This is a genomic window from Bacillus sp. LR--39 (assembly GCF_053613335.1).
The window spans coordinates 1,149,037-1,175,864 of sequence record NZ_JBSIOT010000001.1 but is presented as its reverse complement, the minus strand read 5'-3'; the positions used below and the strand labels follow the sequence as shown (position 1 = coordinate 1,175,864).

The 26,828-nt window shown below is 50.2% G+C and carries 2 protein-coding genes; both read left to right on the top strand.

Annotated features, from left to right (window positions below; all coding sequences use genetic code 11):
* Nucleotides 1-2: 2 nt before the first annotated feature.
* Nucleotides 3-10,538: a type I polyketide synthase gene (locus ACWHAR_RS05720; RefSeq protein WP_032874973.1), complete on the top strand. Its 10,536-nt coding sequence runs from the start codon at nucleotides 3-5 to the stop codon at nucleotides 10,536-10,538.
* Complete coding sequence (locus ACWHAR_RS05715; protein WP_032874975.1) at nucleotides 10,528-26,826, top strand: non-ribosomal peptide synthetase; 16,299 nt, start codon at nucleotides 10,528-10,530, stop codon at nucleotides 26,824-26,826. The genes ACWHAR_RS05720 and ACWHAR_RS05715 overlap by 11 nt, the downstream gene beginning before the upstream one ends.
* Nucleotides 26,827-26,828 lie beyond the last annotated feature (2 nt).

Below are 26,828 nucleotides of genomic sequence, written 5' to 3'. Positions count from 1 at the left end.
GAATGATATCCGAAAAAATCAATATCTCACTGGACCATCCCATCATGAAGGGCCATAGGGTCTTTGGTGAAGCGGTATTGCCCGGTCTTGCTTATATCGATTTGATTTATCAGGTTTTTCAGGAACACGGTTATGTATACAATGAGCTCGAATTGAAGCACGTTACGATTTATCAGCCTTTAACCGTCAGTGAAACGGCTGCAATCATTCTGACCATTCAATGTTCTGATAGCGGAGATGGAAAGTGGCTCATCTCCCTTTCGGGGCAGAAACAGCAGGGTGACGAGCTGTCAGACGATATACAATATGCGACGGCTGAAATGGTGAAAAGAGATGCTGTGACATTTGACGAAACCATTGATTTCAGCGATGTGAAGCAGTCAGTCAGATCTCTGAATCTTGATGACATGTATAACCGCTGCCTGGATCATGACTTGGTTCATTCCGGCATGATGAAATCGAACGGACGATTGTACGAAACAGAAGGCGGCATGCTGGCTGAGCTTTCTTGTGAAGAAGGAAAGGATTTCTTTTTATTCCATCCGGCCCTTTTGGATGCGAGCGGAATCGGGGCGAGCGGTTTGCTTTCTGATACAAACCGGCTTCATCTGCCTTTATATTATGAATCGTTCACGGCCGCCGACAGGCTGCAATCAGAGTGCACGGCGCGTATCGCCGCTTCCGGCGTCCGTCAGGAAAAAGAACTCACAACGATGACAATCGAGTACTTCAGCCGATCCGGACAAAAGGTGGCGGAGCTTAAAAACATTACGGGAAAAGCGGTTCGGCTCGAAGAAGACGAGAATACAGCCGAACAGAATCAACAGGCTGCAGCTGAGCCGGAAAGCGCAGATGAAAAAGACATCATTCTGTTTTTAAAGAAGCTTTTGGCTGATAAGCTTGGTCAGCCCTGGGAGACGCTGGACGTTCTAGCCGGCTACTACGAGCTTGGGCTGGATTCATCTTCTTTGCTTGAGATTGTACAAGATATCAGTAAAAAGACGGGTGCGGACCTCGCGCCCACTCTTCTCTTTGAATATACAAATATAAAAGAACTCGCAGCCTATCTGAAAAAGACCGTTTCATTTGAATGTGAGGAACGTACAGCCGAACCGACACGGCCTGAAGCTGAAGCGCCGGACGCGCCAGAATATCATAAAAACACCGGAGACATCGCGATTATCGGAATGGCCGGCCGCTATCCGAAAGCGAAAAGTGTGGCGGAGTTTTGGGATAACCTGAAGGCAGGCGCGGATTGCATCACTGAAGTTCCGAAGTCCCGCTGGGATTGGAAAACATATCACAACGTAACGTCCCCGTCAGGAAAAACAGTATCAAAATGGGGCGGTTTCATTGACGATGCCGACTGCTTCGATCCGCAGTTTTTCAGAATCTCACCGCGTGAGGCGGAAACGATGGACCCGCAGGAGCGCCTGTTTTTAGAAACATGCTGGGAAACGATTGAAGATGCGGGGTATACGCCTGAAACGCTGGGAAATAAAGGTGAGAAACAGCATCCGATCGGCGTATTTGCAGGGGTGATGCATAAAGATTATTCCTTAATCGGCGCAGAACAATTATCTGAAACTGATCCTTTTCCGGTTTCACTGAATTATGCGCAGATCGCCAACAGAGTGTCCTATTATTGTGACTTCCACGGGCCGAGCATCGCGGTGGATACCGTTTGTTCCTCATCATTGACCGCCGTTCATCTGGCCATTGAAAGCATCCGCCGCGGCGAATGTGAAGCCGCGCTTGCGGGAGGGGTGAACTTGTCGCTGCACCCGGCGAAATATCTCAGCTACGGAAGCGTGGGCATGCACTCAAGTGACGGCCGCTGCCGCACATTCGGCGAGGGCGGGGACGGCTACGTTTCCGGAGAAGGAGTCGGTGCGGTCTTGCTCAAGCCGCTGGAAAAAGCCGAACAAGACGGCGACCGCATTTACGCGGTCATTAAAGGAAGCGCCGTTAACCACGTCGGGAAAGTAAGCGGAATTACCGTCCCGAGTCCTGCTGCACAGGCAGAAGTCATTAAGGCCTGTCTGAAAAAAGCAGGTATCAGCCCGCGGACCGTCAGTTATGTGGAAGCCCATGGCACGGGTACTTCGTTAGGAGACCCGATTGAAATTGAAGGTCTGTCAAAAGCGTTCAGCCAAGGGACGCAGGATAAGCAATTTTGTTCCATCGGTTCGGTCAAATCAAATATCGGCCACGCAGAATCAGCGGCGGGGATCAGCGGGTTAACAAAAGCAGCGCTGCAGCTTCATCACAAAACGCTTGTCAAATCACTGCATTCTGCGGAATTAAATCCTTACCTGAAATTTGAGGGATCTCCTTTTTACGTACAGCAGCAGACTGCTCCGTGGAAGCAGCCGGCAGCTGAAGAAAACGGTAAAGTCACACATTATCCGCGCCGGGCCGGACTCAGTTCCTTCGGTGCATCAGGTTCGAACGCCCATATCATTTTAGAAGAATACATTCAGCCTGAACAAAAAGCGCCTGTACCTGAGAACGATGCAGCAAAACTCATCCCGCTGTCAGCAAGAAATAAAGACAGGCTTCTCGCCTATGCGGAAAAATTAGCCCGGTCGCTTTCAGAAAAGACGGTGCTGTCTGAACTGGCTTATACACTTCAGACAGGACGTGAAGCAATGGAGGAGAGAGCTGTCTTCCTTGTAAATGACACCCGCGACTTGATAGAAAAGCTGAATGATTTTGTAAAAGGAAACGAAAACATCTCCGGTTTTTGGCGCGGACAAGCTGAGCTGCCGGAACTGAGCGAAGCCGCTCCTGAGACGGACGATCCGAAACGGCTTGCGGCGTTATGGGCAGAAGGGAAAACAGTAGATTGGAATAAGCTGTACGGTTCGGATAAACCGCGTAAAACAAGCGTTCCGACTTATCCATTTGCAAAAGAACGCTATTGGATTCCGCAGCAGAAAAAACAGGAGAAAAGCCTTTCAGGCACAGTGCTGCACCCGCTTTTACAAGAAAATACGTCAGATTTTTCGCAGCAGCGCTTCACGTCTCTTTTTACGGGAGATGAATTTTTCCTATCTGACCATGTCGTCAACGGACAAAAAATACTGCCGGGCGTCGCCTATTTGGAAATGGCCGCAGAGGCGGTCAAAAAGGCCGCTGCCGTGACGGAAAAAGACCACAGCGTCACACTCAGACAGGTTGTTTGGGTCCGGCCGGTCATGATTGAAGACAAACCGAAGGAAATACATATTGCCCTTTATCCGGAAGATAATGGTGAGATTACCTATGAAATATACAGTGAAGCAGAAAACGGCGAAGATCCGGTCATTCACAGCCAGGGTGAAGCGGTCATTACCGAACCGGGAAGCGCCCAGATTGATATCGAGTCTGTCAAAACTTCCTGCAATTTAGGAATCGTGACTGCGGAAGAATGTTACGGTGCTTTTAAGAAGATCGGTCTGGATTACGGAGAGGCATACAGGGGCGTACAGCAATTGCTGCTCGGAGAAGACCGATTATTGGCCCGTATTTCACTCCCAGCAGCCGTACATGACAAAAAAGAACAGTATACGCTTCACCCGAGTATGATGGACGCCGCTTTTCACGCATCCGTCGGTCTGCTTGTCCGTTCGATACATGACGATGCAGACAGCCACGAGCTTTCTTTGCCGTTTGCGATGCAGGAAGTGGAAGCGTTCGGCCCGTGCCCTGAACATATCTGGTCATATATCCGGTACACAGAAGGCAGCAAAGCAGATGACAACGTAAGAAAATTTGACATTGATATGTGCGATGATGCCGGTACGGTTTATGTCAGGATGAAAGGCGCGTCCGTCCGGGCGCTTGACACAAGCCAAACAGCGGGCGGAGAAACCACGGAGGCGCCTGTCGGCCATACGATGCTGATTCCGGCTTGGGAGCCTGTTGCGCTTGAAAAAGCCGGGGAAGCAGCGGTGGATAAGCAGACGGCAGTATTCGGCGGAACGGATTCGAGACATACGCACATAAAAGAACATCTGCCGAACGCTTCCTATTATCCGATCAGAGGTACGGATGATATCACATCTCTTACGCACATGCTTGAAGGACAAAAAGAACTGGAGCAAATCATTTGGCTTGCTCCGCAGGCTGAGAGTGCTGACAGCCTCAAGGAACAGGATAGGAACGTTCTTCATGTGTTCAAGCTGATGAAAGCATTACTTGCCTTAGGGTACGGAGAAAAACGTTTGGACTGGTGCATCGTCACAGCAAATGCCCAGCCGTTTTCGGATCAAGGCAGCGCCGACCCGTCACAAGCCGCAGTCAGCGGACTTGCCGGAACAATGGCGAAAGAATATCCGCATTGGCATATCCGCATGATTGACACAGAAACGGACGGCAGCTGGCCGATCGAAGAGGCGCTCAGTCTTTCTGCCGGGAAAAACGGTCAAATTTGGGCGTACCGCAATCAGCAGCTGTTAGAGCGGCAGCTGATACCGCTTGACAATATGCCGAAAAACGGCACGCTGTACCAAACAGGCGGGGTTTATGCCGTGATCGGAGGCGCCGGATATCTTGGCGAGGCATGGAGTGAATACATGATCCGCCGCTACAAAGCACGCATCATTTGGATCGGAAGAAGCACACTGAATGATTCCATACAAGCGAAACTCGACCGGCTCAGCGCATTCGGCCCGGCCCCTGAATATGTTTCCGCCGATGCCGCTGACAGGTCTTCCTTAGAGCGGGCTTATCAGTTCATAAAAGAGCGCCACACAAAAATGAACGGAATCATCCACTCGGCAATGGATCTGTCTGAGCAAAGCTTAAATAATATGAAGACAGAAGAGTTCAAATCGGTGCTGCGGGCAAAAGCCGATGTAAGTGTGTCCATGGCGGAGGTATTTGGACGGGAGCCGCTTGACTTTGCGCTCTTCTTCTCCTCGCTTGTGGCATTTATTCATAACGTGAAACAAAGCCATTATGCCGCGGGATGCGCTTTCAGTGACGCATTTGCGAAAGAACTTGATCAGACATGGAATTGTCCGGTCAAAGTGATGAATTGGGGCTATTGGGGTAACAGCGAAGCGGCTGAAGACGGCGATTTTATTCAGCTGATGGATCAGATCGGATTGGGATTGATCGAACCGGACGCTGCAATGGAGGCGCTTGAAACCCTTATGACGCTGCCGGTTAATCAAGCAGCCTTCATTCATACGACCAAACCGGTCGCAGTCGAAGGGATGAGTGAAAGAGAAAAGATTTCTGTTTATCCGCCTCAGCCGATTGTCTTTTCACAACAGCCGAAGGTCGCTCCGCCCGGCGCACGTCTTGTAAGAGAGGCTGAACATCAGGAGCTCGATGATTTTCTGTATCAGCTTTTGATCGCCCAGCTTAAAGAAGCGGACTTGCTGACGCCGCAAAGCCTAAAAGTGTATGAGCCCGAGCATGAATACTTTAAAAAATGGCTCAAGCAAACGATCGCCTTCCTTCTGGAACATGGCTATCTGGAAGGGAATGCGGATTCATTTACACTGTCGGCACGCGCCGAAAACACAACCGCCGCGCTATGGCAAAAATGGGAGCGGGAAAAGGCGGAATGGCTCAATAACGCCGATACGAAAGCGATGACTGTTTTAGCCGAGACGATGCTTAAAGCACTGCCGGACATTCTGCGCGAAGACGTGCCGGCGACAGACATCATGTTCCCGCACTCTTCTATGGAACTTGTTGAAGGAATTTATAAGCACAATCAAGTCGCGGATTACTTTAACAGCGCCCTGTCAGATACATTAACGGCATATGTGAAAGAAAACATCAGCAAACATTCAAAAGCCGAGATCCGCATACTGGAAATCGGGGCGGGCACAGGCGGCACAAGCGCAGGCATATTTGAAAAGCTCAGGCCGTATCAAAACCATATAAAAGAATACTGTTACACCGATGTATCGAAAGCTTTTCTCGTGCATGCGGAGACGGAATACGGCAAACGGAACCCTTATCTGACGTATAAGCTTTTTAACGCAGAAGCGCCGCTTGCCGGCCAGGACATAGAGCCGGGCGCATACGACATCGTCGTTGCGGCCAATGTGCTCCACGCGACGAAAGACATCCGCCAGACGCTGAGAAACGCAAAAGCCGTTTTAAAAGACAACGGTTTGCTGCTCTTAAATGAAATGGCGGGAAACAGCCTGTTCCCGCATATTACTTTCGGACTGCTTGAAGGCTGGTGGCTGCATGAAGATTCCGCCCTTCGTATTCCGGGGTGCCCGGGCTTGTATCCGGAAAGCTGGAAGCGCGTGTTAGAAAGTGAAGGCTGGCATTCTGTCTTCTTCCCGGCAGAAGCGGCACATGAATTAAGCCATCAGATTATAGCGGCAAAAAGCAACGGCATTGTTCGCCAAAAAACGCTTCAAGCAAAGGCCGGAAAACGGACCGCTCCGCCAAAAGCAGTACATGCGCCGGAACTTCAGGCGCAAACAACGGTGCAAAAAGGCGACACGTCTTTAACAGAAAAAAGCACCGAGTACTTGAAAACGTTAATCGGAGAAACATTAAAAATTCCGCCGGCTCAAATTGATCCGAAAGCGCCGCTTGAAAAATACGGAATTGATTCTATCGTCGTCGTACAGCTGACAAACGCGTTACGAAATGTATTGGACCAAGTCAGCAGCACTTTATTTTTTGAATATCAGACGATTGAGGCGCTCGTCGCTCACTTAATCAAAACGAAAAAAGACGCGATGATCAAACTGACGGGACAAACGCCTGTTCAGGAAGAACGGAAGGCATCACCAGAACCGCAGGCTGTACAGCCGGCTAAGCCGCTTCGCACTGACTGGCGGCGGAGGGAAAAACGGGCAGCCAAAGAGACCGTCCGGCAAAGTTCGGTTCGCGACGTGGCCATCATCGGTGTTTCAGGACGCTACCCGCAGGCAAAAACAGCGGCTGAGCTTTGGGCAAATATTAAAAAAGGAAAAAACTGCATAGAAGAAATCCCGCGGGAACGCTGGAACTGGCAGGATTACTACGATGAAGAGAAAGGTAAAGAAGGCTCTATTTATACGAAATGGGGCGGCTTCATTGAGGATATGGACAAGTTTGATCCGCTGTTCTTTCAGATTTCTCCTTTGGAAGCAGAGCGAATGGACCCGCAGGAGCGATTATTTTTAGAAACGGCGTATGCGAGTATCGAGGATGCCGGCTATACGCCTGACAACCTGTGCCAAAGCAGAAAAATCGGTGTTTTTGCCGGCGCGATGAACAAAAACTACCCGACAGGCTACGGCTATTGGTCCATTGCCAACAGGGTATCTTACCTTTTTGATTTCCAAGGGCCGAGCATTGCTGTTGATACAGCCTGCTCCTCTTCTTTGACGGCCATTCATCTGGCGCTTGAGAGCATATACAGCGGTTCAAGCGAATGCGCGATTGCCGGTGGCGTAAACATAGTGACCGACCCGATCCATTATATGAATCTGTCAGTCATGAACATGCTTTCCGCAGGCGACACGTGCAAATCGTTCGGAGACCGCGCGGATGGTTTTGTAGACGGAGAAGGGGTAGGCGCGGTCGTATTAAAGCCGTTAGACCGAGCGATTGCCGATAACGATCACATTTACGGTGTAATTAAAGGAAGCACCATTAACAGCGGAGGCAAAACGAACGGATACACCGTTCCGAATCCGAATGCGCAGGCCGCCTTAATAAAAGAAGCTTTCCAAAGGGCAAACGTCCCGGCGCGCACCGTCAGTTATATTGAAGCCCACGGTACGGGCACCGCATTAGGAGACCCGATTGAAATCGCCGGATTAACGAAAGCATTTGAAGAGGATACAACAGACAAACAGTTTTGCGCCATCGGCTCCGCAAAATCAAATATCGGTCATTGTGAAAGCGCCGCGGGCATTGCGGGTCTGACAAAAATACTATTCCAGCTCAAAGACCGCCAAATTGCGCCGTCCCTGCACGCGGAACAGCTGAATCCGAATATTGATTTCGCGTATACGCCGTTTGCCGTTCAGCAGGAGCTCGGTGAGTGGAAACGTCCCGTCATCGGCGGCAGAGAGCTTCCGAGAAGGGCGGGGTTAAGCAGCTTCGGCGCGGGAGGAGCAAACGCCCACCTCGTCATAGAAGAATATACGGCAGATAAAGAGCCTGATGAGACGCCGGCAGATCAGCCCGCCATCATCGTCCTGTCCGCGAAAAACAGCGAACGGCTCACTGAAAAAGCAATACAGCTCAGAGACGCCATCCGTGAAAAAAGATACAGCGGCAGCGATCTAATGAGCATAGCCTTTACTCTCCAGACGGGCCGGGTGCCGATGGAAGAGCGTCTCGGTTTTATCGTCCATTCACTTCATGAACTTGAGGAAAAACTGAATGGATTTATCGCCGGACAAAACAGCGCCGGACTGCACCGTGACGGCACGGAAGAAAACAAACGGATGCTTGCCGTATTTTCGGCGGATGATGATATGGAAACAATCATAGACGCTTGGATCAGCAAACGGAAATATTCTAAGCTGCTTGAGCTTTGGGTAAAAGGATTGGACATCGATTGGGCGAAATTATACGGAGACCGTCCTCCGGCCCGCATCAGCCTGCCTGCTTATCCGTTTGCGAAAGAACGCTTCTGGCATCAGCAGCCTGTACAAAGCAAGGCCGCGCCCGTTAACGCGCCGTCTGATGAAAGTGATCCGGCGGAACAATTTGAAGTAATGGCTTTTAGAGAAGTTCTTAAAGAACAGGTTCTGCCGGCTGCCGGAGAAAAGAAAATCAAAACGGTGATTTCTTTCTTATCTGATCAGAAGAAGCAGCAGGAAGCCGTCTCTGTGATCAAATCGTATGACAATGACATTGACGTTATTTTTATCGCTCAGGGAGACCGATATGAGGCTCTGTCCGCCGGCCGCTGCCAAGTGGTGCGGGAAGATCCGCAATCATATGTGAACGCTTTTGCGGATATTCAAAAAGAGTACGGTGAAGCTTCTGCCATTTTGTATTTATGGGCGCTTGAAGATAAAAGCTGCATCGAAGATTATTCATGTATCGTCCATATTCTCAAAGCAATGGCTGAGACCGGTCTGCAGCCGGAAAGGCTGTTATTGGCGGGGGGATATGCATCCGGTCTGGAAAGGTGCTACTTGGAATCATGGATCGGCTTTGAGCGTTCGCTCGGCATTGTTCTCCCGAAAACAAGTGTTACCGGCCACTTCAGAAAAGCCGGTGCGGCCATAACGGACTGGATGAGAACCATTTGGGACGAGCTGAAAGCTGAAACAGACCAAACCGTTTTCTTGGAAGAGGGAAAACGATACGTCTATCACACCGAACCAACCGGACTTACGAAAGAAAACAGCAGAATCAGAACCGGCGGAACATATCTCATTACAGGCGGATTAGGAGGGCTCGGCTACTTATTTGCCCGCCATCTCGCCCGGAACTACCAGGCAAATGTCATTCTCACGGGGCGGTCGCCGATCAATGAAGAAAAGAAAGAAAAAATGAAAGACCTGGAAAATCTCGGCGCGGGTGTTCTTTACGCCGAAGCCGATGTTTGTGATCCGATCGGAATGGGCGACTGCATCAAGCGCGCGAAAGAACGATTCGGAGCCATTCACGGCGTCATTCATGCGGCGGGCATCGAAAGCAGAACATCCGTCTTTGAGAATGAAATCGGGAATTTCCGCAGTACGCTTGAACCGAAAATAAACGGAAGCCTGCTTCTTGACGAGTGGCTGAAAAACGAAACGCCGGATTTCATCTGCTACTTTTCATCCACATCGGCTGTTTTAGGGGATTTCGGCTGCTGTGATTACGCGGTCGCGAACAGGTTCCAAATGGCGTATGCCCACTATAAAAACGAACAATCAGAAAGCGGAAACGCTTTTGTCATAAACTGGCCGGTCTGGAAAAACGGCGGAATGGCCGTCGGCGGTGAAGAGACGACGGGCATGTACCTGAAATCAAGCGGCCAGCGCCTGTTAGAAACAGATGAAGGCATTGAGCTTTTTGAGCGCATCATTTCTCAAGACAACACCCAGTGCCTTGTCATTGCCGGCGAAAGAAGCCGTGCTGAACGATTTTTAGGCATACAGCGGGACGATTCATCAAAACCGGATGCGCTTTTGGAAACCGTGAGCCGCCGCATCCCGGAAGAAAGCACGGAAAAACGGCTCGAAGCGGATTTGAAAGAGCAGATACACAGTCTGCTGAAAATATCCAAAGATAAACTCGTCCTGCATAAAAACTGGGCGGAATTCGGATTTGATTCCATCTATTTAGCCAAATTTGCCGCTCTTTTGACGAGTCATTACGGCATTGAAGTCACTCCGGCACTATTTTACAGCTATGCCACGCTCGGAGACGTCATGAGCTATTACCTGACAGAACATAAAGAAACGATCGAAACGTTTTACCGAACGGAAGAAACCGAAACAGAAGCCGCCGCTCCGGAAAGCAAGGAGTATACGGATCAGGAGATCATCGCCATGATGAAACAGGTCTCTGAGGGGACATTAGATTTTAAAAGAGTGCAAGACATCATAGAAGGGAGTAAGACCTATGAATCATAAAGAACTTCTCGATGCCTACAGATCAGGAACGCTCACCATCGCTGAAGTAGAACAAAAACTTCAGGCTTCTAAGCGGACAACTGCAAAACGTCCGCTTTCAGAAGGCCAGAAAGGTTTGTGGATGCTTCAGAAAATGTTTCCGGAGATGAGCGCATATAACATTCCGTTATGCTTTCGTTTTCAAAAGCTGGATATCGAGACATTCAAAAACGCTCTTTTGTCCGTGCAGCGCCAGCACCCTATTTTGACCAGTGTGATAAAAGAGGAAAACGGCCTTCCGTATCAGATAGAAGATACGGATCGGCATTTTCCGATTGAAGAAATGGATCTTTCTGAATTAAGCGGGCGTGATGCGCTTACGTTTATTAAAGAAAAAGCAAAAGAACCGTTCTCGCTTGAAACCGGGCCGCTCCTGCGTGTTCAAGTATTCCGGCGGGCGAAGCGGGAGCCGATTGTGTTAATCACCATTCACCATATCATTTTTGACGGCGTCTCTCTTATGACGTTTATGTCGGCGCTGCTGGACGCTTATGTAAAAGCAAGTGAAGGCAAAGAACCTGTCATGCTTCAGCAGGCCGCAGATTATCATGACTTTGTGAAATGGGAAAAAGAGCTGCTGGAAAGCGAAGCGGGAAAAACACATCTCTCTTATTGGAAAAAGCAGCTGGAAGGACCGCTGCCGGTGCTTGAGCTTCCGTCGGATTACCCGAGATCATCGGTTCAAACGTGCAGGGGGCAGGCGTATCAACGCTTGCTTCCTGATGAACTGAACCGGCAGATTAAAGTGTGCGCCCAAAAAAATAACGTCAATGAATCCGTTGTGTATCTCGCTATTTTCAAAGGACTGCTCTATCAATATACGAATCAGGAAGATGTCATCGTCGGCATGCCGACGATGGGGCGTTCTGAGGCTCAATTTGAGTCTGTCATCGGCTACTTTATTAATATGATCGCGGTCAGAAGCAGGGAGACGGGCGCCAAATCTTTTACGTCGTTTTTGAAGGAGCTGCAGCTGACACTGGCAGAAGGGCTGGACCATGCCGCATATCCGTTTCCCGCGCTTGTAAAAGAATTGAAGACGGAACGCTCGCCTGCGGTGTCGCCTGTTTTTCAAACCGCGTTTTTCTATCAAAACTTCTTCCGGACGGAAGGAGCGGAAAAGCTGGCGGAACTATATCAATCACTCGGCATTGAAATGATAGAAGACATTCATCAGGAAGGCGAATTTGAGCTTGCGCTTGAAGTCTATAAAAAAGAAACGGGAACCGTCCTGCAATTTCTGTACAACCCGGATGTCTACAGTCCTTCTTTCATCGAACGGCTGGCGGAGCATTATATGAAACTGGCGGAAAAGGTGCTTTCTGATCCGGAGATCGCTTTTGAAGCCTGTTCCGGCCTGCTCAATCAAAAACGGGATGAAAGCCGTTCATCCCATCAGCCGAATGAGCGCTGCATTCATGAAGTGTTTGCGGAAAAAGCCGGACGCCACCCTGACAGAGAAGCCGTCACATTCGGTGAAAACAGCCTTACATATCGCGAATTAGATGAACGAAGCACGGCGCTCGCTGTGTACCTGCAAGAAAAGGGCGTCACACCGGAATGCCCGGTCGGCATTTGTACGGAGCGTTCTTTTGAGATGGTCATCGGCATCCTCGCCATTTTAAAAGCGGGAGGCGCGTATGTGCCGCTGGACCCGGCTTTTCCAAATGAACGGATGGCCCACGTGTTGACTGACAGCGGCGTGTCAATCGTATTAACGCAGGAAAAGACGCGCGGCATGATTGAACAGTTGGCCATCGGCGGTGTGAGCACGGTGGAAATTGAAAACAGCGGACGTTCTGTCAGCGGGGCAAAACTGACGCCGCGTTCAAAACCGCATCATCTCGCTTATATTCTATATACGTCCGGAAGCACGGGAAAACCGAAAGGCGTCATGGTTGAGCACAGGGCCATCATGAATACGCTGCAGTTTTTGGAAGCTGAGTATCCGGTCGCTCAAGAGGATGCCTATCTGTTAAAAACGAATTACGTATTTGACGTTTCGATTTCTGAATTATTCGGCTGGTTTATCGGAAACGGACGGCTAGTCATTTTGCCGCCTGGCGCAGAAAAAAATCCGCAGCTTTGCATGGAATATATTCAAACCCACCAGGTCACGCATCTGAATTTTGCGCCCGCCGTGTTTAATGTATTTCTGGAAACGGTAAAGCGGCATACGGCATTTACAGAAGACGGCCCTGTGAAGTATGTGATGGTGGCCGGTGAGGCGTTTCCGAAAGATTTAGTCAAAAAGTCAGTTTCCATCTTCAAACATGCCAGAATTGAAAACATATACGGCCCGACGGAAACATCCATTTATGCCGCTTACTACAGCTGCGGCCAAAAGGAAATCACAAGCAGGAATACGCCGATCGGGAAACCGATTCACAATACGCGGCTTTATATCGTCGATGAAAAGCTCAGCCCCGTCCCTGACGGTGTGGCCGGGGAGCTTTGCGTGGCCGGCGCCGGTCTGGCCAGAGGCTATTACAATCAGCCTGAGCTGACGGCGGCATCATTTATTGATAATCCGTTTAGTGAAGGAGAAAAACTTTATAAGACAGGTGATTTGGCCAGATGGCTGCCTGACGGAAATATAGAATATGCCGGCCGGATTGACAGTCAGGTGAAAATTCGCGGCTTCCGCATCGAATTGGGAGCAATTGAAACGAAATTGAGCGAACATCCGGATATCCTTGACCAGGCGGTTGTGGTTCAGGAAAAGAACGGACATAAAAAGCTGATTGCTTATTATACGGCCCGCGCCGGTCATACGGCAGATGAAAAAGCGCTCCGCAACCATCTTTTATCAGGCCTGCCGGATTATATGGCGCCTGCCCATTTTATCCGTCTGGATGCGCTGCCGTTAACACCGAGCGGAAAAGTGAACCGCAAAGACCTAAAACAGCGCAAGGTAATCGTTCACCGGTCTGAAAAGACGGGCAGACTGCCGTTATCAGAAGCGGAAGCGAAAGTGACCGCAATATGGGAAGACCTGCTGAATACGGCGGGCATCAAAATCGAAGACGGCTTTTTCGATGTGGGAGGCGACTCGCTTCTGGCTGTTGCGGCAGCAGAACGCATTAAACAGGAGCTGGAATGCGATTTTACCGTCACGGATTTATTCGAACACTCTACCATTCAGGCGATCAGCCGATTTATTGTTGAAACAAAACAGGCGGCTGAATCAGAGGCGCCCGGCCAAGATGAGAGAGAAAGAGAACAAACACCGCAAAACGGGGTGCCGTCTTACTTTGATGACAGTGTGGCGATAGTGGGGATCTCCTGCCAGTTCCCCGGCGCGAAAAATCATCATGAGTTTTGGAAGCAGTTAAGAGAAGGAAAGGAAAGCGTCCGGTTCTACTCGGAAGAAGAACTTCGGGAAGCCGGCGTGCCTGAAGATTTGATCGAAAATCCCGACTATGTGCCGGCATTATCGACGATAGAAGGAAAAGATCTCTTTGACCCTGAGTTCTTTCACATTTCTCCGAAAGACGCAGAATTTATGGATCCTCAGCTTCGGCTTCTGCTGCTTCATTCTTGGAAAGCCGTCGAGGACGCGGGATATGTATCGAAAGAGATTCCGAAGACAAGCGTATATATGTCGGCAAGCAATAATTCGTATCGGTCGCTTTTGCCGGAAAAAACGACAGAAGGCCATGAATCTCCCGACGGCTATGTGTCATGGGTGTTAGCGCAGAGCGGCACGATTCCGACGATGGTTTCCCATAAGCTCGGATTAAAAGGGCCAAGCTATTTCGTTCATTCCAATTGCTCATCATCATTAGTCGGTCTTTATTCAGCCTACAAAAGCATAGCGAGCGGAGAATCGGAATACGCGCTCGTCGGCGGAGCAACTCTGCATGCAGCGACCGGCATCGGCTATGTGCACCAAAACGGATTGAATTTTTCAAGCGACGGGCATGTCAAGGCATTTGACGCTTCAGCCGACGGTATGGCGGGCGGAGAAGGAGCGGCCGTCATTCTGCTGAAAAAGGCGTCACAAGCCGTTCAGGACGGAGATCACATATACGCCATGCTCAGAGGCATCGGTCTGAACAATGATGGAGCAGATAAAGTCGGTTTTTACGCACCGAGTGTAAAAGGTCAGACTGACGTCATCCAGCATGTTTTAGACAGCACGAATATTCACCCGGAGACGATTTCCTATATCGAAGCGCACGGCACTGGAACGACATTGGGTGATCCGATTGAAATGTCCGCGCTTCAGCAAGTGTATAAACGTTACACGGACCGGGAGCAGTATTGCGGGATCGGCTCCGTAAAAACGAATATCGGACATTTGGATACAGCAGCAGGTCTGGCCGGGTGCATCAAAGTCGCCATGAGTTTATATCATCGGGAGCTGGCGCCTACCATTAATTACACGTCACCGAATCCGAATATCAAATTCAGCGGTTCGCCGTTTTATGTGGCGGATAAGAGAAAACCGCTTCCGGAGAGAGAGACGCCGCACCGCGCAGCGTTAAGCTCATTCGGACTCGGAGGAACAAACGCACACGCCATTTTTGAACAGTATGAAAACAAAACGATCAGCGGATCAAAGGACGGACAGCCGCCTTATATCGTTCCGCTGTCAGCGAGAAATAAGCAGCGTCTTACTGCCTATGCATCCTGTTTATCCGGCTTTCTGGATGAAGCCGAAAACGATGTTTCCTTGCATGATCTGGCATTTACGTATCAGACCGGACGTGAAGCGATGGAAGAGAGAGCCGTTTTTATCAGTCATGATCGTCACGATTTGAAGCGTCAGCTGCAGGATTTCATCAATGGCAATGACCAAAACATCTTACGGGGCGAAAAAGTGAGAAGCAGAGAAGTGTCAGCTCAGGAGATGGAAGAGCTTGCGGCATGTCAGACACGGGATGAAAAGCTGAAAGCACTGGCGGCACTCTGGGTTGAAGGAGCGCGTGTCGATTGGGGCTTATTGTATCAGGATTCCCCGCCGCAAAGAATCAGTGCGCCGACCTACCCGTTCGCAGAGGAGTGCTTCTGGCCGGAAGAAACGGTGAAGCAAACGGATACCAAACTTTTGCATCCGCTGGTACATCAGAATACATCCGTCTTGCAGGAGCAGCGGTTCAGTTCGGAATTCACGGGAAAAGAGTATTTTATTGCCGAGCATATCATTAAAGGAATGGCGATCGTGCCGGCTGCCGTTACCCTTGAGATGGCACGGGCCGCGGCGGAGAAAAGCATCGGCGGGGCAACAGAGGATTCTCTGGGCCTGCGCTTAAAGAATATTGTATGGGTCCGCCCGGTGATAGCCGATCAGGAGGCTGTCCGTGTCCATATCGGACTTTATGAAGAAGAGGACGGACAGATTCAATACAGAATGTACGGGGGTAACGATTCTATCGGTGAAGAAGCTCCTCTTTATAATCAGGGCATCGCTGAAATCATTCGGAAGGAACCGGAGGAAGCGGCGGATATTGAGCAGCTGAAGCGCCGGTGCACACAGGGAACAATCGAATCTCAAGCGTTTTACAAAGGAATGATCGGTGCTGATTACGGGCCCGGATACAAAGGGGTGCAGCTTGTATACAAAGGCGAAGACCGGCTGCTTGCTAAATTGAAGCTTCCTGAATCCGTCTCTCATACAAAAGCTGATTATATCCTTCATCCGAGTATGATGGACGGTGCGCTTCAGGCCGCCGAATATTTGCAAAACGTGACGAGAGCGCTGCTTGCAGAAAGTGGGGAACCATTCAAAGCCGCATTGCCGTTTGCTTTAGAGGAGCTGGACGTTCTGAATCCGTGCGCTGATGATATGTGGGTGCACGTCACATTCAGTGCGAACAATAAAGCCGGCGATCCTATCCAAAAAGCCGATATTGATCTATATGACAATAACGGCGGGCTTTGTGTGCGGATGAGAGGTTTCTCAACGCGGATCATGGAAGAAAACGCGGGTGCCGGCGTTTCCGTCAGCCGTACGGACACATTGCTCGCTGAACCGATCTGGAAAGAGCAGCCGGAACCGGCGGACCACGAGCCAACGTATGAAGAGCATATCATTTTCCTTTGTGAGTACGATGAAGCCGTAAAACAAGCTGTCGAAGCAAAGCTTGAACATGCAAGCGTCATTATCTTGGACGATCGTCCCGCATCTATTGCAGAGCGGTATCATTCTTATGCGGGCCAGCTGTTTGACCATATCAAAACCATAATGAAAAGCAAGCCGAAGGGCCGCGTTCTATTTCAAGCTGTTACGCGGTCAGCAGGCTTACAGCAGGTGTTCTCAGGCATTACCGGCCTCTTCAAAACCGCATGCCTTGAACAATCCAAGCTGATCTGTCAAATGATCGAAGCCGAAGAGAAAGAAAGTGCTGAAGGCATAGCGGAAAAAGCGTCCGAAAACCGTATGCATGCCGGAAGCGTCCATGTGAAATATGAAAACGGCAAGCGCTTTGCCGCTGATTGGGAAGAGATGGATATTTCTCAAGCGGAGCCGGACATTCCGTGGAAAGACGAAGGCGTTTATCTCATTACAGGAGGTGCCGGAGGTTTAGGTCTGATCTTTGCAAAAGAGATCGCAAACCGTACAAAAGACGCCGTCATCTTACTAACCGGCCGGTCCGCTCTCAGAGAAAAGCAGAAAGACATGCTGGAAACAGTACGTGCTGCCGGCGCTTCTGTTTTCTACGAGCAGACCGATGTCACGGATGAAGCAGAAGTATACCGATTGATCCGCAATATACGCAAACGGCACGGCAAGCTGGACGGGATTGTTCACAGTGCCGGCATTATAAAAGACAACTACATGGTGAAGAAGACGGCAGAGGAATACCAACACGTTCTCGCTCCGAAAGTGAAGGGTCTTGTGTATCTTGATGAAGCGTCACAACATGAGAAATTAGATGTCTTTATTGTCTTTTCATCCTTATCAGGTGTGCTTGGAAGCGTCGGCCAGGCTGATTATGCGTCTGCAAATGTCTTTATGGAGATGTATGCCGAGTACCGCCGTTCTTTACAAGCCGCAGGACAAAGATACGGAAAGACGCTTTCTGTCAGCTGGCCGTTATGGAAAGAAGGCGGAATGCAGGCAGGAAAGCAGACGGAAGATATGCTGATGCAGGAGGCGGGAATCGCACCGCTCGGCACAGATGCCGGCATCAAGGCTTTATATCAAGGCTTGATGAGCGGGACAGCCCGGATGACGGTTCTTGAAGGAGATGTGAAACACATGAAAGCAAAACTGTTCCGCAAAGAGAATGATCGTCCGGAAGCAGAGACCACTGTAGTTCATGACATTGATACTGACAGCCTGCTTGAAAAAGTGAAGCATTTGTTAAAACAGCAGACGGCCTCACTGTTAAAAGTAAACATTGACAAAATTGATCCTCATGAAGAAATGACAAAATACGGGCTGGATTCTATCTCGATGACTGAGTTTACGAACCAGTTAAACAAAACGTACCGGCTTACGTTAACGCCGACGATTTTCTTTGATCATCCGACAATCCATGAATTTGCCGTTCATTTAATCAGTGAATACGAAGAGGAATTTGCCGGACGGTTTGCGGTAAATACAAAAACGGTTCAATCGGCAAGACCGGTAAAAGAGACTCAAATCACGCGCCCGGCCGTTAAGCGACGCCGCACTCTGCCTGAGACACTTCCGCAGACAGTGCAGCGGGACCAAGGGCCGGAACCGATCGCAATCGTAGGCATCAGCGGGATTTTCCCGATGGCAGAAGACATTGAATCTTTCTGGCAGAACCTGAAAGAAGGCAAAGACTGCATGACCGAGATTCCGAAAGACCGCTGGGACTGGCGGGACTATTACGGGGATCCCGCAAAAGAAGCCAATAAAACAAACGTCAACCAAGGCGGGTTTATTGACGGAATTGCTGAATTTGATCCGTTATTTTTCGGAATTTCACCCCGGGAAGCGGAGCAAATGGACCCTCAGCAGCGCCTCTTGCTGACGCACGCGTGGAAAGCGATCGAAGATGCCGGATATGCGTCAAAGAGTCTCTCAGGCACAAAAACAGGTGTGTTTATCGGGACCGGAAATACCGGCTACGGTTCTCTTTTAGCCAATGCCGATGCGGAGATTGAAGGGTCATCCGCGGCGAATACAAGTCCGTCTGTCGGACCGAACCGTGTCAGCTATACGCTCAATCTGCACGGGCCGAGCGAGCCGATTGATACCGCCTGCTCAAGCTCGCTCGTTGCCATACACCATGCCGTTTCTTCAATTGAAGAAGGGACGTGCGACATGGCTTTGGCGGGAGGAATCAATACGATTGTTCTTCCGGATGTGTATATCAGTTTTGACAAAGCGGGCGCGCTGAGTAAAGAAGGAAGATGCAAAACGTTCTCTGATCAGGCTGACGGTTTTGCCCATGGTGAAGGAGCAGGGCTCTTTTTCCTCAAAAAGCTGAAAGCCGCTGAGGCGGATGGGGACCATATTTACGGCGTCATTAAAGGAAGCGCGGTGAATCACGGCGGCCGCGCGGCATCTTTAACAACGCCTAACCCGAAACAACAGGCGGAAGTCATTAAAGCCGCATACAAAAAAGCGGGCATTGATCCGAAAACAGTCTCTTATATCGAAGCCCACGGCACCGGAACAGAACTGGGAGATCCGGTTGAAATTAACGGCCTGAAACAAGCGTTCAGCTCGTTTGCAGACGGAAAAGAGAAAGCGGCCGGCTATTGCGGCTTAGGCTCGGTCAAAACGAATATCGGCCATTTATCCCTTGCCGCGGGAGCAGCGGGCATTATTAAAATTTTGCTGCAGATGAAGCATCGGACATTAGTAAAAAGTCTCCACTGTGAGACGGTAAATCCGTACATTCAGCTTGAAAACAGCCCGTTTTATCTGGTGCGGGAGACGATGGAATGGAAGACGCAGACGGACGAACGCGGAAACGAACAGCCGCGCCGCGCGGGGATCAGCTCATTCGGCATCGGAGGCGTAAATGCCCACGTCGTCATCGAAGAATACATCCCAGAAGACAGAGAGGAAGCAGATGATTCTCATATCGACCCATGTCTTTTCGTTCTGTCCGCCAAAAATGAAAAACGCCTGAAAGAGCAGGCAAAACAGCTGAAACGTGCGCTTACAGAAAAGCGGTACGATCAATGCAGCCTCGTTTCTATGGCGTATACCCTCCAAATCGGAAGGGACGCCATGGAAGAACGCCTGGCGGTTATTGCCGGATCCGCAGAAGAACTGCAGGAAAAACTGTCACAGTTTATCACTGGAGATAAGCACGCGGATTTGTACAGAGGAAGAATAGACAAAGGCACCCTGCAAATGCTGACGGAAGATGAAGAAATTCAAGAAGCCGTTGAAAAATGGATGGCACGCGGCAAATACGCGAAGCTGCTTGAATTATGGGTCAAAGGGCTGAACGTCGATTGGGCGAAGCTGTATGGAGACCGGCCGCCTAAACGCATGAGCCTGCCGTCGTATCCTTTTGCAAAAGACCGCTATTGGGCGGCAAAAAGCACCGGAAAACACGAAAAAACAAGCACTGTGTCTGCCGGAAAACAAGACGCGCTTCATCCGCTTCTGCACAGAAATACTTCAAACCTTGCAGAACAGCGGTTCAGCTCAATCTATACAGGAGAAGAATTTTACCTTGCGGACCATGTTGTAAAAGGCGTGCCGATTTTACCGGGAGTGGCACATCTTGAAATGGCGCGCGCAGCAATGGAACAGGCATCTGAAGTTCCGGCCGGACAAGGAAGCGTCAAGCTTAAGAATACGGTTTGGGTGCGGCCGATCACCATTGAAGACGAGCCGGTTCATGTCAACATCCGTCTCATTCCTGAAACGGCAAATGACGTTCAATTCGACATTTACAGCGGCCTTGAAACAGATCAGCCGTCCGTTTACAGCCAAGGGGCAGTATCAGTCCGCCCTGACGCCGAGGCTCCGGTCATTGATCTCCAAAAGCTGAGATCACAATCCGCCGAGACACCGTTTTCTGCAGATGAAGTATACGATATGTACCGCAAAATCGGTTTTGATTACGGCCCGGCTTTCCGGGGTGTCAAAGCGATTTATACAGGTGATGATTTCGTATTGGGCAGACTGTCACTTGATGCGGCTAGTGCGGACACGGTACAGGAGTATGTCATGCATCCGGGCTTAATGGACTCTGCATTGCAGGCATCAAGCATATTAACCGGAACAAATGATGAAAAACTGATGCTTCCGTTTGCGGTTCAGGAGCTTGAAGTATTCAGCGCCTGCGCTGCCGAGATGTGGGTTTACGCCAGACTTTCTGAAGACCACAAAGCCGGCCAGATTGAAAAACGTGATCTTGATATTTGTGATGAAAACGGCAAGGTTTGCGTAAGGCTGAAAGGTTTGTCATTCAGAACGGCTGAAAAAGAACCTGAGAAAAAAGAAAAAGCTCCGGGAACGCTCATGCTTGAGCCGGTATGGACCCGAAGCGATGAAACTGCTGCTCAAACGGAACCGGTTTTTGCCCGGCATATCGTAATACTTTGTGACACAGACGCCGGATCAAAACAAGCCGTTGAAGCCGCGGGAGCTGAATGTATTGAAATGACCTCCCGGCACGGGAAAGCGGCGGCGCGCTTCCGTGATTATACAGGACGGATATTGGAGACGCTGCAAAAACTGCTGAAGGAAGAGACGGAAGACGTCCTTATCCAGACGGTTCTCTCTAAAACAGATAAGCATCAGCTGCTCTCAGGCATTTCAGCTCTGTTAAAAACAGCCGGCCTGGAACATAAAAAACTGAAAACCCAGCTGATTGAAATAGAACCGGCGGAAAACGGCAGAATCACAGACATCATCAGAGAAAATAAAACACGGGCTGATGACAGCCATATCAAATATGAAAACGGCATCCGATACAGCGCAGATGTCAAAGAAACGGCCGTGTCCGGCGGCAAAATACGCATTCCGTGGAACGACGGAGGCATTTATCTCATTACCGGAGGAGCCGGGGGCTTAGGCTTTATTTTCGCGAAAGAAATCGCCCGGAAAGTCAAAGAGCCGACACTGGTTTTGACAGGCCGTTCCGCTTTAAGCGAGAATCAGCGGATGCAGCTGCAATCGCTTGAATCACTCGGAGCAAAAGCGGAATACAAGCAGGCTGACGTAACAAACGCTCAAACTGCGGCAGACCTGGTCAAAACAATTGAGACGGAATATGGCGGCCTTCACGGCATCATTCATAGCGCGGGTGTGATGAAAGATCAGTATATTGCAAAGAAAACAACCGAAGAGTTTTACAGTGTATTGGCTCCTAAAACGGACGGATTTGTCAACCTTGATGAAGCAACCGAGCATTTAGCGCTGGACTTTTTCATCGTTTTCTCATCCATTTCCGGCGTCACCGGGAATGCGGGACAGGCGGATTATGCGGCGGCAAACGCATTTATGGACAGCTATGCGGCATACCGAAACGCACTGGTTACCGCAATGTACCGCCACGGTCACACATTGTCAATCAATTGGCCGCTTTGGAAAGACGGCGGAATGCAAGTCAATGAAGAAATGGCGAAGCTCACCGAAAAAAGAACCGGCGTAACGCCGATGCGCACTGAAACCGGAATAGAAGCTCTTTACAAAGCATGGAGCACGGGGAAAACAAGCGTGCTCGTCATGGAAGGAAACGGCGCCGTAATGCGGGAAAAGCTGCTTCAAAAGACTCCTGCAGCCGCTTTTGCACCGGTTAAGAAAACGGAGGAAACGCCTGCGCCGAAAGACCTGACGGCAAAACTTCAGGAATTGCTGGCAAAAGAGGTTTCCGGGCTTCTGAAAATAAACATTGAAGAAATCGATATCGAATTGGAGTTCAATCAATACGGATTTGATTCCATTACGCTGACGGAATTCGCCAACAAGCTGAATGACACTTATCAGCTTGATCTGACACCGACCGTATTTTTTGAATATGCGACGATTCAAGCCTTGGCGCATCATTTAGCAGAAGACTATCAAACACAATTTACCGGCAGCACACAGCCGAAAGAAGAAAAACAAAGCGGTGTGACTGATGATGGCGGCATCAGACTGGCAGGGAACAAACGATTTGCAAAAACTGCCGTACAGCCTGTTCAGACTGCGGCTGAACATAAACCGGAACCGATCGCCATTGTCGGCATGAGCGGGGTGTTTCCGAAGGCCGCAAATATTGATGAGTATTGGCGCAACTTAGAAGAAGGAAAAGACTGTATAACAGAGGTGCCGGCGGATCGCTGGGACTGGCGGGAGTATTACGGTGACCCGCTTAATGAAGCCAATAAAACAAATGTAAAGTGGGGCGGGTTTATTGACGGAGTTGCGGATTTTGATCCGCTGTTCTTCGGAATTTCACCGCTGGAAGCCGAACAGATGGATCCCCAGCAGCGCTTGTTAATGATGTATGCGTGGAAAGCGATAGAAGATGCGGGATATTCCGCTAAAAGCCTTTCCGGCACGAAAACAGGCCTGTATATCGGCACGGGGAATACCGGATACGGCTCACTGTTTTCCGACCTTGATATCGGCGGTGCGTCAGCCGCAAATATGAGTCCGTCAGCGGGGCCGAACCGTGTCAGCTATATGCTCAATCTGCACGGGCCGAGTGAACCGATCGACACGGCTTGTTCCAGCTCGCTGGTCGCGATTCATCACGCCGTATGCGCCATTGAAAACGGGAACTGCGATATGGCGATCGCCGGCGGCGTGAATACCGTCGTCACACCGCAAGGCCACATCGCTTATGACAAAGCGGGTGCGCTGAGCAAAGAAGGGAAATGTAAAACATTCTCCGACAGGGCGGACGGATTTGCCGTCAGTGAAGGTGCCGGAATTCTGTTTTTGAAAAAGCTGTCAGAAGCGGAAAAAGCGGGCGATCATATTTACGGCGTCATTAAAGGCAGCGCGGTCAACCACGGCGGACGCGCGAACTCCTTGACGACACCGAACCCGAAAGCCCAGGCGGAAGTCGTCAGAACGGCTTATGACAAAGCAGGCATTGATCCGAGAACCGTCACTTATATAGAAGCGCACGGAACCGGAACGGAGCTTGGCGATCCGGTCGAAATCAACGGCCTGAAATCCGCCTTTCAAAAGCTGTACGAAAAAACAGGCGATTCCGCCGTTTACGCGAGTCACTGCGGTCTGGGTTCGGCCAAAACCAATATCGGCCACCTGTCACTGGCAGCCGGTGTCGCGGGTGTGATCAAAGTGCTGATGCAGATGAAGCATAAAACACTTGCAAAAAGCCTCCACAGCGAGGTCATCAACCCGTATATCAAGCTGAAAGACAGTCCGTTTTACATCGTACAGGAAAAAAGAGAATGGACGGCATTGAAAGACGAAAACGGCAATCATCTGCCGCGCCGTGCGGGAATCAGTTCTTTCGGCATCGGCGGCGTAAACGCCCATGTCGTCATTGAAGAATATATCCCGAAGGTAGAAAGAAAAACAGCTGTTTTCACACACCCTCAAATCTTTGTGCTGTCGGCCAAAGAAGAAGAGCGTCTGCAGGAACAGGCGCAGCAGCTGGCGCAAGCTTCTTTTACGGATGCGGATCTTGCCGATGTTGCTTACACGCTTCAGCAGGGACGTGATGCGATGGAAGAAAGAGCGGCCATTATCGCTTCCTCGGCCGAAGAACTTCGGGACAAGCTAAAGAGCTGTGCGAAAGGACGTTATGATATAGCGGGCATTTATAAAGGAAAAGCGGGTAAAACCTCCCTGAAATCCATTCTGGCAGGCGCAAACGGCGAAGCGGATATCGAAGAGCTGATAAGCCGCCGAGAGAATGACAAGCTTGCGGAATTATGGGTGCAGGGCGCGGATATCAAGTGGGACGGCTTATATTCTGATATCAAGCCCCAACGGATGAGTCTTCCTGCTTACCCGTTTGCGAAAGAGCGGTACTGGATCACGGACAACCGGCCGAAAGCAGAGAAACCGCAAGCTGTGCCGACGTCGCGGGTACTGCACCCGCTGCTTCACGAAAATGTATCAGATTTAACAGAGCAGCGGTACCGATCCGAATTTACGGGACAAGAGACGATTTTCATCGATCATCTCATTAAAGGCAAGCCGGTTATGCCAGGCGTTGCCTACTTGGAAATGGCTAGGGCGGCGGTTGCTCAGGCAGTCAAAGGGCAAAAGGAACGTCCGTCTGTCATTCGTCTGAAAAACATCGTTTGGGTTCGGCCGATCGAAGCGGGAACCCGCCCGATTGAAGCACAAATCAGCCTGAACCCGAGGGAAAACGGTGAAATCGTGTATGACATTTACACGGACTCACAAACAGAAGCAAGCGGCAGGCAGATACACTGTCAGGGGGCTGCCGGCATTCTCAGCGCCGGGGAGGCTCCGCACCGTGATATAGGCGCACTGAAAGCTCAATGCGGCCTCAGTATACTGACTTCTGAACAGTGTTACAGCTTATTCAGCAAAATCGGCATTGACTACGGTCCAGGACAACAAGGAATTCAGCAGATTCATATCGGAAGCAATCAAGCATTAGCTGAGCTCCGGCTGCCTTCCTTCCTCGAAGAAACGGCAGATCAATACGTTCTTCACCCGTGTATGCTTGATTCAGCTTTGCAAGCGACAATCGGACTGAAGCTGCATGCAGATGATAACCAGCTGTCACTGCCGTTCGCCCTTGAAGAACTGGACATTTTCAGCCCGTGCACGACAAGCATGTGGGCGTATGTCAGCTCCCGGGGAACGGATGAAAAAATACAGCGTATGGACATTGACTTATGCGATGAGACAGGACGGGTCTGTGTCAGAATTAAAGGGATTTCTTCCAGAATGATGGAAGGCTCCGCGCCGGAAACATCATTAAATGGAGCAAACCTTCTGGCTCCGGTGTGGGATCTCGCGGAATTCCGTGATCAAAGCCCGGCATATAAGACGGAAGAGGTTGTCTTTATCGCGGGGGATGAGGAAAGCGCGGCTTTTCAATTGCATCATCCTTCTGCGAAACGGCTTCATATCAACCCGGAGGATGAAATAGAGGCTGTTGCGGCTGAACTGAAAGCAACAGGGTCTTTCGGGCATATCGTATGGATCGCTCCTTTTCACCGCGCTCATGACATGGTGAAAGCTCAAGATGCAGGCGTCATCCAGATGTACAGAGTGATCAAGGCAATGCTTGCTTTAGGATATGGAGGCAAGCGAATCAGCTTGACTGCAGTCACAATAAAAACACAGTCCGTACAGCCGGCGGACATTATTGATCCGGCTCATGCAGGCATTCACGGTTTGGTCGGCTCGCTCACAAAAGAGTATCCGAACTGGCAAACAAGGCTGATTGATGCCGGATGTCCGGAAGATGTTTCAAAGGCGGAGCTGTTCTCAGCGCCGTTTGATGAGCAAGGCAATACATGGGCGTACCGGAACAATCACTGGTACAAACAGCGCCTTATTCCTGTACAGCAGCCGGTGTCAAGCCGGCCCGCTTACCAAAAAGGCGGCGTTTATGTCGTCATCGGCGGCGCGGGGGGCATCGGCGAGGCATGGAGCGAATATGCCGTGAAAACATATCAGGCGCGAGTCGTTTGGATCGGCAGACGAAAACATAACAGCGCTATCCAGGAAAAAATTGACAGAATCAGCCAATTCGGCCCGGCGCCGATTTATATTGAAGCTGACGCGGCAAATCCGAATGAGCTCACACGGGCGTATGAAACGATCAAACGCACGCACCCGCAAATTAACGGAATCATCCATTCCGCAATTGTTTTAGAGGATCAGAGCCTGGCAAATATGCCGGAAAGCCGTTTTAAAAGCGTGCTCGCTGCAAAAGTCAATGTCAGCGTAAATATGGCCCGCGTGTTCCGAAATGAGCCGCTGGACTTTGCTTTGTTCTTCTCATCTGTTCAATCATTTGCACGAGCGGCCGGACAAAGCAATTATGCTGCCGGATGCAGTTTCAAAGATGCCTTTGCCGCTCATTTGGCTAAAACGCGGCCGTATTCGGCGGCAGTGATGAATTGGAGCTACTGGGGCAGTGTCGGAATCGTATCATCTGCCGACTATCAAGAACGGATGAAACAGGCGGGAGTCGGATCAATTGAAGCGCCGGAAGCAATGGCGGCGCTTGAACGATTGCTCGGCGGCCCGTTGAATCAGTTCGTCATGATGAAACAGGCGGAAGAGCCGGAGGAAAAACCGGAAGAAATGATAGAAGTATACCCTGAACATCACGGCTCGGCGATGCAAAAACTGCGAAGCTATCAGCCTAAAGTAACAAGACATGTACAACAATTGAGTTAAGG

Bases quoted from the DNA above. Each gene is read 5' to 3' on its own strand.
- ACWHAR_RS05720 (WP_032874973.1), top strand. From the start codon at position 3: ATGATATCCGAAAAAATCAATATCTCACTGGACCATCCCATCATGAAG.
- ACWHAR_RS05715 (WP_032874975.1), top strand. From the start codon at position 10,528: ATGAATCATAAAGAACTTCTCGATGCCTACAGATCAGGAACGCTCACC.